The sequence below is a fragment of the Chitinophaga sp. RCC_12 genome, assembly GCF_041360695.1.
In the GTDB taxonomy this organism is placed as follows: domain Bacteria; phylum Bacteroidota; class Bacteroidia; order Chitinophagales; family Chitinophagaceae; genus Chitinophaga.
Window position 1 is genome coordinate 1 of sequence record NZ_JBFUPS010000013.1, and the last position, 16,905, is coordinate 16,905.

The window sequence follows — 16,905 nt, forward strand, 5'->3', positions numbered from 1 at the left end:
TAAGATTTTATCTCAAATTGATAAATATATCAGCAAAATAGAAGAGGCTGCATCATTTATTTATGATACAGCCTCTTATTTTTATGTTGATATAAGAAGAAGATCAGTAATAATAAAAAGGCTGCGTCTTAGACAAGACACAGCCGTTCCTAAGCATAAACAAATTAGCAATCATCAATTCTTAAATATCATTATAAGCTTTTTAGTTGTTCAGGAATAATCCGATATTGAAGTTGAAGCTCTTAAGATTATCGTTTTGAAACAAGTCATTTTTATTGGTCGCATAAGAATAGGCTGCGCCCAGTAAAATGCCCCAGTTACCGCCGTTAGGGCGTATCAGTACACCTATTTCAGGACGTACGGCAAATCCCCAGTTGTTTTGCGTATCCTCAAATATATTGTAGTAAATATTCTGCTCTGCATACTGCGTACCTATCCCCAACCCCACATAAGGCATCGCTTTTTTACCATAGTTAAAGTAGTAATGCGCAGTAGCCATAACAGGTACGGTATAAATCACCCGGTCCATATCTGTTGTAATAGCTGAATTGCCATCCTTGTAAGTGATCGTTTGTGTAGGAATATATTGCTCGAAAGAATTCCAGCTCACCGCAACACCAAATGATACCGGCGCCTGCTTCAGGAAATAACGGTACTCCGCTTTGCCGCCGGCAAAACTGGTTTTGTCGAGGAACTCGTTGTTGGTGGGAATCGCTATTTCCCAGGATAAACCAAACAGGTTATTGATCCTGCCCTGGGCAAAGCTGCTCCCGGTACCCAGCGTAAACAATAATCCCAGTATAATATACTTTTTCATAATTTTCTTTTTAATGGTAAACTATTGGGCACTCAGGTAAGGCGACTGGGCAAATGCCTGGTCAATACCATCCAGCGCACGTTGCAGGTTGGTGGATGCGGAACTGCCTAAGGCGCCGTTCAGGTTCATCGTCCACGCAACATCCAGCTTCTGGTTAGCCTGCGCATTTTTTACATCAATGATCTCTGCAATCACGCTGCCGGTAGTAACAGAGTAGGTAGTGGCCCAGGGATAATAATAAGGGTAATACCAACCCCAGTCCCAGGGATCCCAATATCCCGGATAACCCCACCAGTAGCCAGGATAAACAATACCCACGGTTACATCTTTCACAGCTACAGTATTAATGCCCAGATCCGGGTTCCGGTTTCTGCCTACATAGGTATAACCTCTTGCTTCCATATTCTTCCTGATCTGTGCTACCAGCGACTTTGCAGTATTGTCCGTAAGGATACTGTCTTTTGGATTGGAGCTGATATAAGCAACGGTATCTGAAATGTAGAACGTTTTATAAGTATTGAACTGAGCAGCCGGGTCTTTGTCCGTTTGCACAACAAAGTTGCCCGAAAGATCTGATAGATCCGGCTCTTTGCGGCAAGCCGAAAGTATTACCAGCGCTGTTAACAGGAGATGATTAAATCTTTTCATTGCGGTTATTTTTGAGTCATAACAATAACTATCCCTTCGGATATCGATCCGTTACCTGTAGAAATACCTGCTATCGTTGTGTGCACAGGTATGCCACCGTAATTATGGTCCCTGATGGATGGAAGAAGTAAAAGTATTTGCATTCATAGTTATGCTTTGAGTTGTTAAAAATGCATCAGTCATTTTTTTACCCGGAAGAATAGTCGATACGTTACCGTATCCTATCCTTAGGATAAAAGCCCGTGTTCTACAGATGGCCGTTACGGCTACACCCTGATTAAGGCGATGTTTGATGATGCTACATAACTATGCTTAGGGATAATGCTACTTATTGCTTTGAACTCGTTCTGTTATTCTTTTAAATGGTTAAGCGCATTTGGTGATCTGGATAATGTCTTTTAATCAATGTCTTTAATGATACTTTTGGTGACAGTATTCCTATAGTAACAGTGCGGTTCGTGGAAATGTTCAAACATATTGATTTTTATTTTTTAGAAATAATTCCGGTGTGTTTGGATACCCATAGAAACAGTAGCAGTAACACAATTGTTTAGTGGACGGTTAATATTTTTATTTTTTGGCAGATATATAAGAAGCGATTATCTTGCAGCTATCACCTCGTTTATTTTTCTCCTGAGCATTCCGCATAGCAGCAATTCATCTTCCTTATTAAGTAACATTTGTTTTCGGCAATGATGCCATTTTATAAGTGGTTAATCACCTTGCATTATAGAATGGTAGGGCATTACGGGCAAATTGTAAAATACTTCTTTTTCGTAACGTGGAATTTAAAAGGTACACATGCGGCGTGTTCACACGCTGCATTATTTTTCTCTCTTCACGGATTTTCCCGGGCATAAGCGATACATCATCTTACGGCATGTTCCTACAAATGAGTCATTCATTTTCCGGACATGAAAGCTTTTTTCTTTTAACATAAAACGAAAGCAAAAGCATATGATGTTACACCGTATATTTTTATTGATGGCCTGCTTTTGCGGCTTCGCCTTTTCTGCAACTGCACAACAGTGGCCGTATCATATTACTACTCAGCAAGGTATCATCGTGGTGTATCAGCCACAGCCGCAATCGTTCAATAATAATAACCTGTCGGCCATCGCCGCTGTGTCCTTTCAGAAAACCGGCGCAGACCCGGTATTTGGCGCCGTATGGCTGGATGCAAAAGTGGAAACAAACAGGGATACGCGCATCGTTACCATGCAGGAACTGAAAGTGGAAAACGTGAAGTTTCCAGGCAATGCAGATACCACAAAAGTGTTACAACTAAAACGTTTATTGGAACAGGAATTACCAAAGCATGATCTCCACGTAACACTGGATGAGTTGCTAAGTGAACTCGCTGAAAATAATCCGGGCGCCGCTGCCGATGCCGCACTGAAAAATGATCCGCCAAAGATCATCTTCAAGGAACAAAATTCTTTACTCGTTACCATCGACGGAGAACCGAAAACCCAACCCGATAAAACACTGGGAATGTTACGCGTAATAAATTCCCCCTTCCTGATAGTGCAGGAAAAAAGTGGTCGCCCGTATTACCTGTTCATAGGCGGGAGATGGTTCAGCGCATCGCACCCCACCAGCGCCTGGACCTTTGCAAAGAAGCCGCCATCCGCCATACAGAAAGCAGGGCAAAAAATAACGGCCGATAATAAAGAAATCCCCATTCCGCTGGACTCACTACCACAGATTGTAGTCAGCACAGTACCCGCAGAACTGCTTCAAAGCAACGGTACGCCCGACTTCGCACCCGTTGCCGGTACCTCGCTGCTCTACATGAGCAATTCTCCGGATAACATCTTTATGCAGATTTCCACCCAGGAATATTATATCCTCCTGTCAGGCCGCTGGTACCTGTCGCGCAGCCTGCAAGGCCCCTGGGATTATGTGGCGCCGGACAACCTGCCAAAAGACTTTGCCAAAATACCGGAAGGCACCCAAAAAGATATCGTGCTCGCCAGCGTGCCCGGAACACCGGCGGCCAAAGAAGCCGTAATGGATGCACAGGTGCCGCAAACGGCCAAAGTAGACCGGAAGAAGGCCACAACTACCGTTACCTATGATGGGGCGCCGAAGTTCTCCGCCGTGTCAAATACGGGCCTGGAATACGCAGTTAATACCGCTTCCACCGTTCTGAAGGAAGGCAATACCTATTATGTGGTAGACAAAGGCGTATGGTTTACAGGCAACAACCCCAACGGCCCCTGGACCGCCGCTACCAGCAGACCCGCTGACGTGGACAAAATACCCGCCAGCTCCCCGGTGTACAATGTGAAGTATGTGTATGTATATGACGTAACCCCGGAGGTAATTTACATGGGCTATACCCCAGGTTATACCGGCTGCTATGTGATGGGTCCTACAGTGGTATATGGCACGGGCTATGCCTACGCGCCCTGGTATGGCAGTATGTATTATCCCCGCCCTGTTACCTGGGGATTCGGCATGTCGTATAATCCCTGGACCGGCTGGAGCATCGGCTTCGGCGTAAGCGTAGGCTTCTTTCATTTTGGTATCGGCTACAATTTTGGCGGCGGCTGGTGGGGACCACCCATTTACCGGCCCCCGTTCTTTTATCCTTACCCGCATGTATATGGCCGCGGACCGGTAGTGATCAATAACATCCACGTCAATAACTTTTACAATCATACCAACAATATTTATAACCACCGCACCGATGTGGTAACACGTGACCGGAACCTTTCCGGCGCTACACAAGGCCGCATTTCCCGCGCTACCCAGGGTAATTTATCAGGGGCCACACAGGGAGCGGTATCCCGCGCGAGGAACGGCAACTTATCCGGCGCTACACAACACCCCCACATCCAGGCCGACCGGAACGGGAACGTATTTCAAAGAAATAATGCCGGCAGCTGGCAGCAAAGGGAAGGCAATCAGTGGCGACCCGCTTCCGATGGCGCAGGCAGACAGCAAATGGAACACCAGTTCCAGCAAAGACAACGCGGCTGGCAGCACAACGAAAACTTCCGGCAATCGTTCCAACGCCCCCAGGGCAACTTCCGCTCCGGCCGATTTCAAAGAAGACATTAACTCTAAAAACGTAGTATATGAGAACACTGATTTCCTGGTTGCTGATGATGAGCATCACGTATAGTGTTACTGCCCAGACCGCTACCGTAGTAAGTAATAACATAGTGGAAGATGACCTGGTTACAACCATCTTCGGGAAAAACAGGCTTTCCCTGCTGGCAGATAACCTGAACATCTCCCGGCTGGAAGAAAGGGCGTTTGAAGAAGCCTTACTGGAATATGAAACAGAGAAAAGCCCCTGGCTGTCGGAAAGGATTGCACTGCTGAAAATGTATAATGAAGAATTCACGTCGCTCGACAATGCAAAATTAAATAGCCTTACCAAACAAATGATCAATAACGATCTTGAGTTTGGCCGGCTGCAGATGCGCTACTTCCGCAAAATGAATAAAGTGCTGGGCGCCACCCGGGCCGCCAAATTCTTTCAACTGGATAACTATATAGAGCAATCCTCCCGGGTATATCTGCAGCGGCAACTGCCCTTTATCAAAGAGTTGGAATCAGACAAGGCAGGGACGGTGCAACATCTGAAAAGTATCACCCGCAGGTAACGGGCATTGTCCGGTTAAAATGAAAGGCATGCGTACAACATCTTCCTTCATAAAAATAAAATGGCTGATCTTCCTCTGGCTGGTGGCAGGAATCTCCCTGTCCGTAACGGCACAGGATCCCCTTTCAAAAAAAATGAAACCACCCAAAAAGAAGATCAGCCTCCACGATTCGTTGGATCATGCCATTGATTTCAGCGATTTTATGATCGATGCAAATGGATTCATACCCATCCCCATCCTGATCACAGAACCGGCCATCGGCATCGGTGGCGCTATCGCCCCCGTACTCCTGAGAAAAAGGAAACAGCCGGCCAGTTACACAAAGCATAAGAACATGGCCGCTATCCCCCCGGATATAACAGGCGGATTCGCTTTTTATACGGCCAATAAAAGCTGGGGCGCCGGCGCTGGCAGAAGTGGTACCATCATTCCCTGGGGAATGCGTTATAAAGCATTTGCCGCTTATATTAATTTGAACATGGACTTCTACAAAACACTTCCCGTAAAAGGAGAAACAGAGTTCGGCGTCAACCTGAAAAGTATCCCTGTTTTTTTGCAGGTACAGAAACAACTCGGCTTCTCCAACTGGCATGCGGGCATACGGTACATGTTTATCAAAACGACCGCGAAACTGGAAAAGTCCATCCTGCCGGATTCATTATTCAAACCAAAGGAAATGGATAACCTCAGCAGCATTGCAGGAGTACTGGTGGAATATGATAAAAGAGACAATGAATTTACACCCGGTAAAGGCACCAAGATGCATGTAGGCGCTAATTTCTCCAGCCATATTTTCGGAAGCGATTTCGATTATACCAACATAGAAGCATACGCTTACCACTACATTCCCATCGGCAATAAAAAGAAATGGGTATGCGGACTCCGGGCGGATCTGCAGCAGGTGTTCGGCGACATCCCTTTCTATTTTAAACCATCCATCGATTTAAGAGGCATTCCCAAAGGGCGCTACCAGGGAAACGTAAACATGCTCATAGAAACAGAGCAACGCTGGAATATTGTGAGGCGATGGAGCGCCGTATTCTTTACCGGCGTGGGTAAAGCGTTCGACGAGTATGCGGATTTCGGATCGGCCGCCTGGGACTATAGCTATGGTACCGGTTTCAGGTACCTGCTGGCGCGAAAATTCGGAGTGTACATGGGTGCAGATATCGCCAGGGGCCCGGAACAATGGGGCTTCTATATACAGTTTGGCAGCGCATGGTTGAAATGACCGCTTAAATTTTTTATATGTCTTACCTGAAAAAATACAGCCTCGTAGTATTCCTGCTATTAACAGGATGCCAAACCCTGAAAGGCCAGGCACTGATCGCATTACTGTTTGGAAAAAAAATCACAAACGACCGCCTGAAGCTGGGAATTATACTGGGCGCCTCTTCCAGCTGGCTGGAAAACGCCACCGGGCAACGCCCCCGCGCCGGGTTCGCTATCGGCGCCTATACCAGTTATGATCTTAACGACAAATGGCAGGTGGTGATGGATATCGTGATGAAATCACCCAAAGGCGCAAAAGACATCCGGTATGAAAATACATTTATCACCCCCGATGATCCGCAGCTGATTGGAACGGAAATAGACCGCAACATTACCTACCTCACCGTGGCGCCGCTGATCCGCTATAAGTTCAGTCCCTCCTTCGGAATAGCGATAGGACCGCACCTGGGCGCAAGGACAAACGCAAAGGACATCTATCAGAAATCAATGGACCAGGGCGATCTTTCGTATCGGTATAACAGCAAAGACCATACGCACCTCGCCGATGCAGGCGCCACCTTCGATGTGCAGTACGTACTAATGAAAGGCAAAGGTCTGCGGCTGAATGCACAATTCAACCTCGGGTTCGTGAATGCTTATAAAGATACTGACATGAGCGCATATAACAGGCAGGTACTGCTGGCGGTTGGAATACCCATCGGTGGCGGTAGCAAATCAGGCAAGAAATAATTCTTATGAGAAGAACGGTCCATCCGTGTCAGCTACATGGTCTTTCGGACATAAATCCTGGTAACTAAAACATCACATATGCTAAACAAAATCGTAGGACTGATCTTACTGGTATTGATCTTTCAGGGTTGCAAACCTAAAGAGGATCATGTACCCACCGATAAAGAAATTAATGACGCATATACGTATATGCTTGGTCGTTATATAGTACTAAGACAGGAGAACAACGACATCAATGTAGAAAAAGTGGGCTATAATAAGATCAAATATAACCCGCTCGGCTCCGCACAGTTCGTAAACCCGAACATGGATGTTGCCTACCTGGAATGTTGGCTGACAGTGGATAGCAGTCATGCTGTAATTTTAAATGTGCCGGAAGTAAAAGACCGGTACTACACCGCGCAACTCCTCGATGGCTGGGGAGAAGTAATCACCAATGTCAATGAACGCAATTATCCGGATCACCCTTTCGGAAAGTTTGCACTGGTGATTAAAGGCACCAATCCCCCAAACATTGGTGATGCGGTAAAGATAGAACTCCCTTCTGCCAAAGCAAAAATGCTGGCAAGGGTGGAACTCAAAGGCTCCCCCCAGGAAGCCGTAAAGCTGCAACAGGCATTCACACTTAACGTACCGGAAGGTATTAAAATTGATCCGCCGGTAAAAGTACCGGAATTTACCAACGCTAAACTGATAGGCGCAGCCATCTTTGATAAGCCGGATGCCATATTGAATTCTTATCCGGACCCCATGCCGGAAGCTGCCAGGTATCAGGCGCTCACAAAAAAGGTAGCAGCATATATGCATACCGGTGATTCCGCTGTTGCACACGTGGAAGAAATTGTGCAACAACAGGCTATTCCGGCTTTCATGGAAGGCGCTAAAGGATTTGGTACGCAAAAAGGCGGCTGGTCGGTGTCTTATGTAGCCGGTAAGTTTGGCAACGATATCATGGCCCGTGATATTATTAATTACGGAGGCCTCTGGGCGAATGTGATCAGTGAAGCCATTTACTTTGTAGGCCTTACAGACAGCGGCAAACAATTGCTAAATGGCAGCAATATATATGAAATCCGCTTCCCGAAAGGGGAATGGCCCGATTCTGCTGTGAACGCGTTTTGGTCGGTAACATTATACAGCGTACCGGATTATCATGTAGTGGATAACAGCTTAAAGCGCTATAGTATCAACAACGTTTCCGGCCTCAAACCCAATCCCGATGGATCAAAAAGTATCTGGCTCGGATCAACAACCCCCCGGCAGCGATGGGGTCAACTGGCTGCCCACACCTGCAGGGAAAGGTTTCGCGCTCACGTTCAGAATGTATGTATCCAAACCGGAAGTACTCGATGGAAAATGGTTTCCGGCGCCAATACAAAGAAAATAAACAAAAAGAAATGTTCTGGTGTTTATAACACAAAGATTCCCTTCTTAAGTATAAACCAAATTGCATCATCTCATCTTTTTATTCCATGCTATGGGTAACCCTGTTTTATCCCATGCGACGGAGATTTTGTGTACTTAAACAAAGGTTTATATGAAACGCTTCCCAATCTTTAACCGGCTACTTTTTGGTGTAGGCCTGTTTTCAGCGATGCTCTCGTTCCAGGATGCATCTGCGCAGAAGAAACCAAATATCCTCGTCATCTTCGGCGATGATATCGGGTTCTGGAACCTCAGCTGCTGGAACCGTGGTATGATGGGATTTAAAACCCCTAACATCGACCGTATTGCCACCGAAGGAGCCATGTTTACGGATTATTATGGCCAGCAAAGCTGCACCGCAGGAAGGGCCGCATTTATTACCGGCCAATGTCCTTTCCGTACCGGGTTAACTAAAGTAGGTTTACCCGGCGCCGATGTGGGATTGCAGAAAGAAGATCCTACCATTGCTGAGTTTCTGAAACCTTTGGGATATGCAACTGGCCAGTTCGGGAAGAATCACCTGGGTGACAAAGATAAATTCCTGCCTACGGCACACGGCTTTGATGAATTCTTCGGCAACCTGTATCATCTGAACGCAGAAGAAGAACCGGAAAATAAGGATTATCCGAAAGATCCTGCCTTCAAGAAAAAATTCGGTCCACGCGGCGTACTTAAATCTACTGCCGATGGTAAAATAGAAGATACCGGTCCGTTAACCAAGAAGCGGATGGAAACAGTAGACCAGGAATTCCTGGCCGCTGCCGTTGATTTTATGAAGCGGCAAAAGGACGCCTCAAAACCCTTCTTTGTTTGGTTTAACTCTACACGTATGCACGTAAATACCCACCTGAAGCCATCTTCCGATGGTCGAACCGGTTTGGGTTTACAGGCCGACGGTATGGTGGAACACGACGATATGGTGGGAGACCTGCTGAAGTTTCTCGACGATAATGGGCTTACAGAAAATACCATCGTTATTTACTCTACTGATAACGGCGCCATGAAATTAGAATGGCCCGACGGCGGCGCTTCTCCTTTCAAAGGTGAAAAAGACATGAACTGGGAAGGCGCTTTCCGTGTTCCATGCGTGGTTCGCTGGCCCGGTCATATTAAACCCGGTACCGTGTTTAATGATATCTTCTCTGCAGAAGACTGGTTGCCTACACTCGTAGCCGCCGCCGGTGGAGAAGCAGATCTGCCGGCTAAAGTACGGAATGGCTTCTCCGCAGGAAGTAAAAACTTCCGCGTGCACCTCGATGGCTATAACATGGTGCCCTACCTCACCGGCCAGGTGAAAGAAGGCCCCCGTACCCAGTTCTTTTATTTCAGTGATGATGGCGACCTGATGGCTTACCGGAAAGATCGCTGGAAGTTTAACTACATGCTGCAGGAAGCAAAAGGAATGAAGGTATGGCGTGAACCAATGGATAATTTGCGCGCGCCTGTATTGGAGGACCTGAGAGCTGATCCATTTGAGTATGCATATGATCACGCATCGAACTATTATGAAAAATGGTTTATGGACCACGCCTTCCTGGTTTTACCATCAGCAGAAGAAGTGGGCGCTTACCTCGCTACCTACAAGCAATTTCCACCCCGGCAACGGCCAGCTTCTTTCAATGTAGAGGAGTTTACCAATGCGTTGAAGGCCGGTACAAAATAAGTGTGTTGTTCGTTAATGTCAAAAAAAGAGGTTGTTCCATTACCCCGGAACAACCTCTTAATTACTTTCAAAGATGACTACATTAGAACAGGTAAAGGAACTCAGAAAGCGTATAGGCGACGACGTGATTGGTCAGCCTGACGTCATAGATAAAATACTCATCGGCTTACTCACCGACGGCAACGTATTGCTGGAAGGACTGCCCGGCCTGGCGAAAACACGCGCTGTGAAAAGCCTGGCAAAACACCTCGACAGTAAACTAAGCCGTATCCAGTTTACGCCGGATCTGCTGCCGGCAGATGTTACCGGCACCGAGATCTATCAGCCCGAAGCCACCGAGAAATTTATTTTCCAGCCCGGACCCATTTTCAGCAACCTGGTACTGGCCGATGAAATAAACCGGGCGCCCGCCAAAGTACAATCCGCACTGCTGGAAGCAATGGAAGAACGGCAGGTATCCGTGGCCGGCAAAACCCATAAAATGGAGCCCCTTTTTATGGTGCTCGCTACCCAGAACCCGATCGAACAGGAAGGGACCTACCCGCTGCCGGAAGCCCAGCTGGACCGGTTTGTGATCAAAATTAACATCACGTACCCCGACCAGGAAAGTGAAATCAGTATCGTAAAACTGGTACGCGAAGAATCAAAAGGAAAGGAAGCGGCAACAGCAGCCATCCCGCAACAGGTGATCTTCGACGCCCGTAAAGAAATCAACGAAGTAAAAGTATCAGACGCCGCGGCTAACTACATTTCCGACCTGGTAAACGGTACCCGCTACCCGGAAAAACTCAGCGATGGTTTAGCCAAATGGCTCAACTATGGCGCCAGCCCCAGGGCCAGTATTGGGCTCGACCGCTGCGCCCGCGCGGTCGCCTGGCTCAACGCCCGCGATTATGTTACGCCCGACGACATCCGGTTTATTGTGCACGATGTACTCCGCCACCGCATCATTCTCAGCTATGAGGCCAATGTAGCCCGCATGAATGCAGATAAAGTAATTGATGAACTGTTAAAGATAGTGGCCGTTCCATAATGGAGAAAAAGAAAAAACATATCGCCGCCGCATATCCTCCGGGAGTAGTCATTACCCTCGATGAAATGATGCGTTTTGAATATTATGTGCAGGATATCCCATTGCTGCCACAACACCCGGTGTATAGCATCCTGGCTGGACGGCATGCCTCCCGGCTCAGGGGAAGGGGACTGGATTTTGAAGAAGTACGTATATACGTTCCCGGTGATGATATCCGGAACATCGACTGGCGCGTAACCGCCCGCACCGGCGTTACCCATTCCAAAGTATTCAATGAAGAAAAAGAAAGACCCACCTTCATCGTGGTGGATCAGACCAGCACCCTGTTCTTCGGATCACAGGAACGGATGAAGTCCGTGGTAGCCGCACAGGTAGCCGCCCTCAGCGCATTCTATACCGTTCGGCGCGGCGACAGGGTAGGGGGCATCATTTTTAATGAAGATGACAACGAATATATTCCATCTGCCAGAAGTAAATCGCATGTGCAATATTTACTGACCTGTATTGCGAAGATGAACGCACAACTGCCGCTGCGCACCAACATAAGGCCGCATACGCCCGCGCTCAATGAAATCCTGCACAGGACCGGCACGCTGGTCACACACGATTACGTAGTAACCGTGATCAGCGACTTTTCTCAAATCGATGATGATACGGTCCGGCATCTCCGGCATATTGCCGCACACAATGATGTAATGCTGGTACACCTCACCGATCCGCTGGATGCACAACTGCCCGCCGGCAGGCTGGTACTCGCCAACGGTAGTAAACAGTTATTATGGAATAATGAATATAAACACAACGGTAACAGGTATACGGAGAACTTTGAAACCATGAAAGCCACGCTAACAGAACGGTTCAGGAATTATCGTATACCAGTAATATTTATGGATACGGCATTGCCCGTAACCAGCCAGATCATGCACTTTTTTGGAAAAACCAATAACTGACAAGTTATGCAACAACCTTTACAACAATTCGGAGACCTGATAGAACCGGCGCCGGTGCCGTTCAGTTTTCATACGCCGGGATGGTATGTGACAGAAGTAGTGTTCATCCTGCTGCTCTTAATGGGCGCATACCTGTTTGCCAGGTACCGGCGGCGCAACAGGTATCGCCGGTATGCCCTGCTGTGGCTGGGCGAACGGATGATTACCCTTCATGCCCAACAGGAATACATGCAGCAGATATACGAGGCAGATATGCTGATGAAACGCATTGCCATGAAAGTATACGGACGTGAAGAAGTAGCCGGCCTGCGCGGAAATGAATGGGTTACTTTCCTGAACCAGCGCAACCGTCGCCGGGATCAGTTTTCTGCGGAAGAGGGTCAACTGCTGGCAGAAACGTTATACAGTCATTCCAAAACGGTGGACAAAACAGAAACGGATCGCTTTATTTCAAAAACCAATAACTGGATACGCTATCATAAAAATGCACCTGGAAATCGCATATAAATGGGTATGGTTGCTGTTACCACTGCCGCTGCTGGTATTTGCACTGCTGCCGCCGCTGCGCAGGCGGCGAACGGCCCTGATAGCCCCGTTCTTTCAGCGGGCAGCAGAAGTGTCCGGTGAAAAGCCCCGGAAGGCCGCCTGGATCACCCGCAAAAGTATCTGGATGTACATGGTGTTGATAGGCTGCTGGATTTGCCTGCTGGCGGCAGCTTCTTCTCCGCGGTATGTAAGCAAACCCGGCAAACGCCCTAAAACAGTGCGCAGCTTTTTAATCGCCGCAGATATTTCTTTCAGCATGGCACAAACCGATTGGGTGGTAAATGGTAAACGCATGACCCGCTGGGAAGCCGTGAAATCACTCATGAAAGAATTTATCGCACAAAGAAAAAGTGACCAGATGGCATTGGTGGTATTTGGCAGCAACGCATATATCCAGGCGCCGCTTACTACCGACCTGCCCATGATCAACTGGCTGCTCGATCAAACAGAAGTAGGCATGGCCGGGCAAATGACCAATATAGGCGATGCCATCGCCTACAGCGTGAAGATATTAAAACAGGATACACTCAAACAAAAAGTCATGCTGCTCATCACCGATGGCGTGGACACCGGCACAGACCTGCTGCCCCAGGACGCAGCCAGCATGGCCGGTAAAGATTCGATTGCCATCTATACACTCGGCATCGGCAAAGCCTCCGGCAGCGGAGGCTACGACCTCGATGAACATACCCTGAAAACCATTGCCCGCACTACCGGCGGCAGGTACTTCAACGCCCTGGATGAAAAAGGACTCAGTGGCGTATACAAAGCGCTGGACCAGCTCACACCAGTGGAATACCAGGAAGACAACTACGAGCCCGTAACCCTGCTGTATTATTATCCACTGGCAGCCGGCGTTATACTTGCGCTGATATTCCAGTTTATTGCCGGCAGCTATCACCTCACCCGTAAATGGCTGCCCTATGCATGAGGCGCTTGAACATACGCACTGGCCCATCAACTGGCAGGAGTTCCATTTTCTGCGGCCGGCGGCACTGTACCTGTTCATACCCTTGTTGCTCATTGTCATCATACTCATTATCGGCAACCGCGAACCACAGAAATGGAAACAATTCATCTCACCGGTATTACGTCCCTATCTTTTTTCGCCGGGTAGCAGCCGCGCTATGTGGTTACCGCTTATTATTTTTTCACTGGGAATAAGTATGGCCATCATCGGTATCGCAGGACCCACCTGGCACCGTACGGTAATCCCCGGGCAAAAAGTACAGGCAGTGGTACTGGTGGCAATGGACCTTTCGGCTTCTATGGACGCCACAGATATTCCTCCCAGCCGGCTGGAAAGGGCAAAACTCAAACTCAGCGATTTCCTGGACGCACATCCAGGCGCAAAGGCCGGCATATTGGCGTATGCAGGCACGCCGCACCTGGTAATGCCTTTTACAACAGATTATAGCCTGGTGAAACTGCAGGCCGGCGTACTCCGCACCAATGAGATGCCCGTGCCGGGCAGCAACACAACCCTGCTCATGAAGTACATCGATACGCTCATGAACCCCGTGCTGGCGCCCAGCAACATATTGCTCCTCACCGATGAGGTGACCGCTGCCGACGCCGCACTCTTCACCAATTACATTAACAGCTCCATTCATCACCTCGAAATATTACTGATGTCGTCGCCGGCAGGCGCAAAGGTGCCGGGCTTCCCACAGGCCACCTCCCGGCAGGATGAAGGTGTATTGCAATCACTCGCCGCCAACCCGGGTATCCGGGTGAACCGCCTAACCCTAGACACCACAGATGTAGGCAGTATCGCCAAACGCATCCGCGAACACCTCATCTTTAAAAAAGATATTAAAACGGATGAAAAAGCCTGGGATGACATGGGGTACCTGGTCATTATCCCGGTAGGATTGCTCTCACTGCTTTGGTTCCGGAAAGGCTGGACCATTCAATGGTGCATGCTTCCCCTTGGCCTGCTGTTCACCAGCTGCAGCGTGAACAGCCGCGAAGCCGATTGGTGGTACACAAAAGATTACCAGGGACAGGTATTGTATAAAAACCAGGACTACGCCCAGGCGGCGGAACGGTTCACGGATCTTACGCATAAAGCCGCAGCGGCTTACAAGGCGGGCGACTATGAAGCGGCAGCGGCTTTATTTGCACTCGACAGCTCCGCAGCAGGGCATTATAACCACGGCCTCGCACTCGCCAGGCTGGGCCGCTACGACGAAGCGATGAATGCCTTTACAGACGCGGCTTCGCTCGACTCGTCCCTGAAAGCAAAAGCTGGCAACAGTATCAGCAAAGTAAGCAAACAAAAAATGCAGGTGGATTCCATCATCAACATGGATCAGCCGGATAAAAAAATAAAGGAAGATAAAAAGAATGGCCCCCTCAAAGAACGCAAACGCGCAGCAGAAGACCCGAGCCTCTCCGCCGACACCAAAGTGAAAGACATGCCCAAAACCGGCGAACGCATGACCGATGAAGTAAAATCCAATATCCACCAGGCACAGGAAGGCCAGTCCGGCGAACCCGGCAAAGATACCAGCGGTAATAACACGATGAAAAACATCATTCTCCGCCGGCCACCGGCCGACCCCGGGGAATTTCTGCATAAAAGATTTGAACTGCAGCGGAAACGTGATTATCAACAGGTAAAACCAGGTACACAACGATGGTGAAATATTATATAACGGTCATGCATATACTGTGCAGCAACATGCTGCATGCCCAGCTGAAATGCTTTGCCAAAGTAGAGCTGGACCGGAATAATGTCTATATCCAGCAGCCGTTTAAGGTTACTTGCACAGTGCTCACTGCCACCTGGTACACACAGCCGCCGGAGTTTGATAATATCCAGATCCCCGGCACATTTGTGGTGCCTTTCACGCATTCGCAAACCGGCAGGTTTACAGATCATGGTATCGAATACTCCGGTATCCAGTTTTATTATATCGTTTTCCCTTATAAGGAAGGCATGTTCAGCGTGCCATCCATCACCATCACCGTAGCTACGCCGCTGGAAGCCGGTGCCGCCAGCAGCAAAGTGGTATTGCATACCACGCCGGTATCTTTTGTGGTGAAGCCGGTGCCTGAAAGTTTTCCGCATAATGAAGAATGGCTGGTGGCCGGCGATGTAAAGCTCGCCGACCACTGGAGCAAACAATTAAGTACCCTGAAAGTAGGTGATGTGATTGAAAGAACGGTAACCACAGATGCTTCCGGCACCCTCCCGCAGTTTATTCCCGCACTGCCCACAGGCAAAGTATCATGGGCAGAAGTGTACCCGGGCAAGGTAACGCTGAAGGATACACGCGATGAGTATACTGCCAATGGTGAACGCGTGCAGTCATCTACCTGGCTGCTCACAAAAGCAGGCACTTTTGAACTGCCGCCGGAAAAAGTTTCCTGGTGGAATCCATACGCTGCCCGCCTGTATACACGTACATTGCCCGCTGTGAAATTACAGGTGGCAGATAATCCGCACCTGGGGATGCTCACCACCCTGGAAGATAGCCTCGCTAAAGCCAGCACACCTTTGAAACCAGCTAAGAAAGGCCCGCGCATGATAGCAGGCATGATCTGGTATAAGGCCTGTTTATATGCACTCGCCGTGTTGTTGCTGATGTGGCTGCTGTATAGAACCGGCCGCTATCTCACAAAAAAAATAAAATACCTTTTGCAGCAATACCACCAAAGTGAAAGCTTCTGGTTCCGGCAATTTATGAAAGCGCCGGCAATGACTTCCCTCTATCAGTGGTGGGACCGCTGGCGGAAAAATGGTGAGTCCCCCGCGGTAGCTGTTACGCTCCGTCAGCAGCAGGAAACAGACGCCTTAAAAGATCTTATCAGCTATGACATGGCCGTATATGGTAATAAACAAGAGAACAATGTCACCATCACGCAACTGAAACATCGTTTCCGCAGTTACCGGAACAAATGGAAACACAAAAAAGATAATTTCATACAGCCCGGTAACCGTCAATGGACAGGAAACTGAAGTATTATTTTTCTGTATCAGAACATTTTTCTTTTATGAGATGTTAATATTCAGACAAGGGAAACTGGTTCTCTTCCACGCTGTAGAAATCCGTTATTAAAGCCAGTCAACATACCCGTTGTATCCTGGGCATAGCAAGCAAGCATCATCCTGACATTGATTCCTTTTAGTGCAGCTATTTGCCGAACCGGCATGCCCTGTCATGCCATAAACGCCAGGATGTCTATGAAAATTTTTTCTATCGTCATAAAAACAAAATCAAAGGATACAATAG

General features: G+C 48.3%; 14 protein-coding genes and 1 pseudogene. 13 read left to right on the forward strand and 2 right to left on the reverse strand.

Features of this window, described 5'->3' with window-relative positions; translation table 11 throughout:
* Nucleotides 1-220 (forward strand): hypothetical protein (locus AB6805_RS28600; RefSeq protein WP_370912852.1); only part of this gene is annotated, 220 nt, incomplete at its 5' end.
* Here the strand turns inward: AB6805_RS28600 and AB6805_RS28605 are convergent.
* The gene (locus AB6805_RS28605) at nt 203-817 is read right to left on the reverse strand and encodes an outer membrane beta-barrel protein (protein WP_370912853.1); all 615 of its coding nucleotides are present in this window, start codon (nt 815-817) and stop codon (nt 203-205) included. The two genes, AB6805_RS28600 and AB6805_RS28605, sit on opposite strands and share 18 nt — an antisense overlap.
* Nucleotides 818-838: 21 nt before the next feature.
* Nucleotides 839-1,465, reverse strand: coding sequence for a DUF4136 domain-containing protein (locus AB6805_RS28610; protein ID WP_370912854.1), 627 nt, complete (start codon nt 1,463-1,465; stop codon nt 839-841).
* Between the two features lie 957 nt (nt 1,466-2,422).
* On the opposite strand from AB6805_RS28610, the gene AB6805_RS28615 reads away from it, so the two are divergent.
* The 12 genes and pseudogenes from AB6805_RS28615 to AB6805_RS28670 all read left to right on the forward strand — a co-directional run bounded on the left by AB6805_RS28615 (nt 2,423) and on the right by AB6805_RS28670 (nt 16,631).
* Nucleotides 2,423-4,534 carry a hypothetical protein gene (locus AB6805_RS28615; protein ID WP_370912855.1) on the forward strand — a complete coding sequence of 704 codons (2,112 nt, stop codon included), beginning with the start codon at nt 2,423-2,425 and terminating at the stop codon, nt 4,532-4,534.
* 17 nt (nt 4,535-4,551) lie between these two features.
* A complete protein-coding gene (locus tag AB6805_RS28620) occupies nt 4,552-5,085 on the forward strand; it encodes a hypothetical protein (protein ID WP_370912856.1) in 534 nt (177 codons plus the stop codon).
* Between the two features lie 28 nt (nt 5,086-5,113).
* A complete protein-coding gene (locus AB6805_RS28625) occupies nt 5,114-6,316 on the forward strand; it encodes a BamA/TamA family outer membrane protein (RefSeq protein WP_370912857.1) in 1,203 nt (400 codons plus the stop codon).
* Nucleotides 6,317-6,333: 17 nt separating this feature from the next.
* Entirely contained in the window at nt 6,334-7,047 is a 714-nt protein-coding gene (locus AB6805_RS28630; protein WP_370912858.1) for an outer membrane beta-barrel protein, read from the forward strand.
* Between the two features lie 306 nt (nt 7,048-7,353).
* A pseudogene (locus AB6805_RS28635) lies at nt 7,354-8,434 on the forward strand (DUF1214 domain-containing protein).
* 150 nt (nt 8,435-8,584) lie between these two features.
* Nucleotides 8,585-10,135, forward strand: a complete 1,551-nt coding sequence (locus AB6805_RS28640) for an arylsulfatase (protein ID WP_370912859.1) — start codon at nt 8,585-8,587, stop codon at nt 10,133-10,135.
* Between the two features lie 73 nt (nt 10,136-10,208).
* Nucleotides 10,209-11,168, forward strand: coding sequence for an AAA family ATPase (locus AB6805_RS28645; protein WP_370912860.1), 960 nt, complete (start codon nt 10,209-10,211; stop codon nt 11,166-11,168).
* Nucleotides 11,168-12,118 carry a DUF58 domain-containing protein gene (locus tag AB6805_RS28650; RefSeq protein ID WP_370912861.1) on the forward strand — a complete coding sequence of 317 codons (951 nt, stop codon included), beginning with the start codon at nt 11,168-11,170 and terminating at the stop codon, nt 12,116-12,118. Before AB6805_RS28645 ends, AB6805_RS28650 begins: the two co-directional genes overlap by 1 nt.
* Before the next feature lie 6 nt (nt 12,119-12,124).
* Entirely contained in the window at nt 12,125-12,625 is a 501-nt protein-coding gene (locus AB6805_RS28655) for a DUF4381 domain-containing protein (protein WP_370912862.1), read from the forward strand.
* A complete protein-coding gene (locus AB6805_RS28660) occupies nt 12,603-13,595 on the forward strand; it encodes a VWA domain-containing protein (RefSeq protein ID WP_370912863.1) in 993 nt (330 codons plus the stop codon). Before AB6805_RS28655 ends, AB6805_RS28660 begins: the two co-directional genes overlap by 23 nt.
* Nucleotides 13,588-15,312 (forward strand): VWA domain-containing protein, encoded by a 1,725-nt coding sequence (locus AB6805_RS28665; RefSeq protein ID WP_370912864.1) that lies wholly within the window; start codon nt 13,588-13,590, stop codon nt 15,310-15,312. The genes AB6805_RS28660 and AB6805_RS28665 overlap by 8 nt, the downstream gene beginning before the upstream one ends.
* Before the next feature lie 17 nt (nt 15,313-15,329).
* A complete protein-coding gene (locus AB6805_RS28670) occupies nt 15,330-16,631 on the forward strand; it encodes a BatD family protein (protein ID WP_370912865.1) in 1,302 nt (433 codons plus the stop codon).
* The last annotated feature ends 274 nt before the right edge of the window (nt 16,632-16,905 follow it).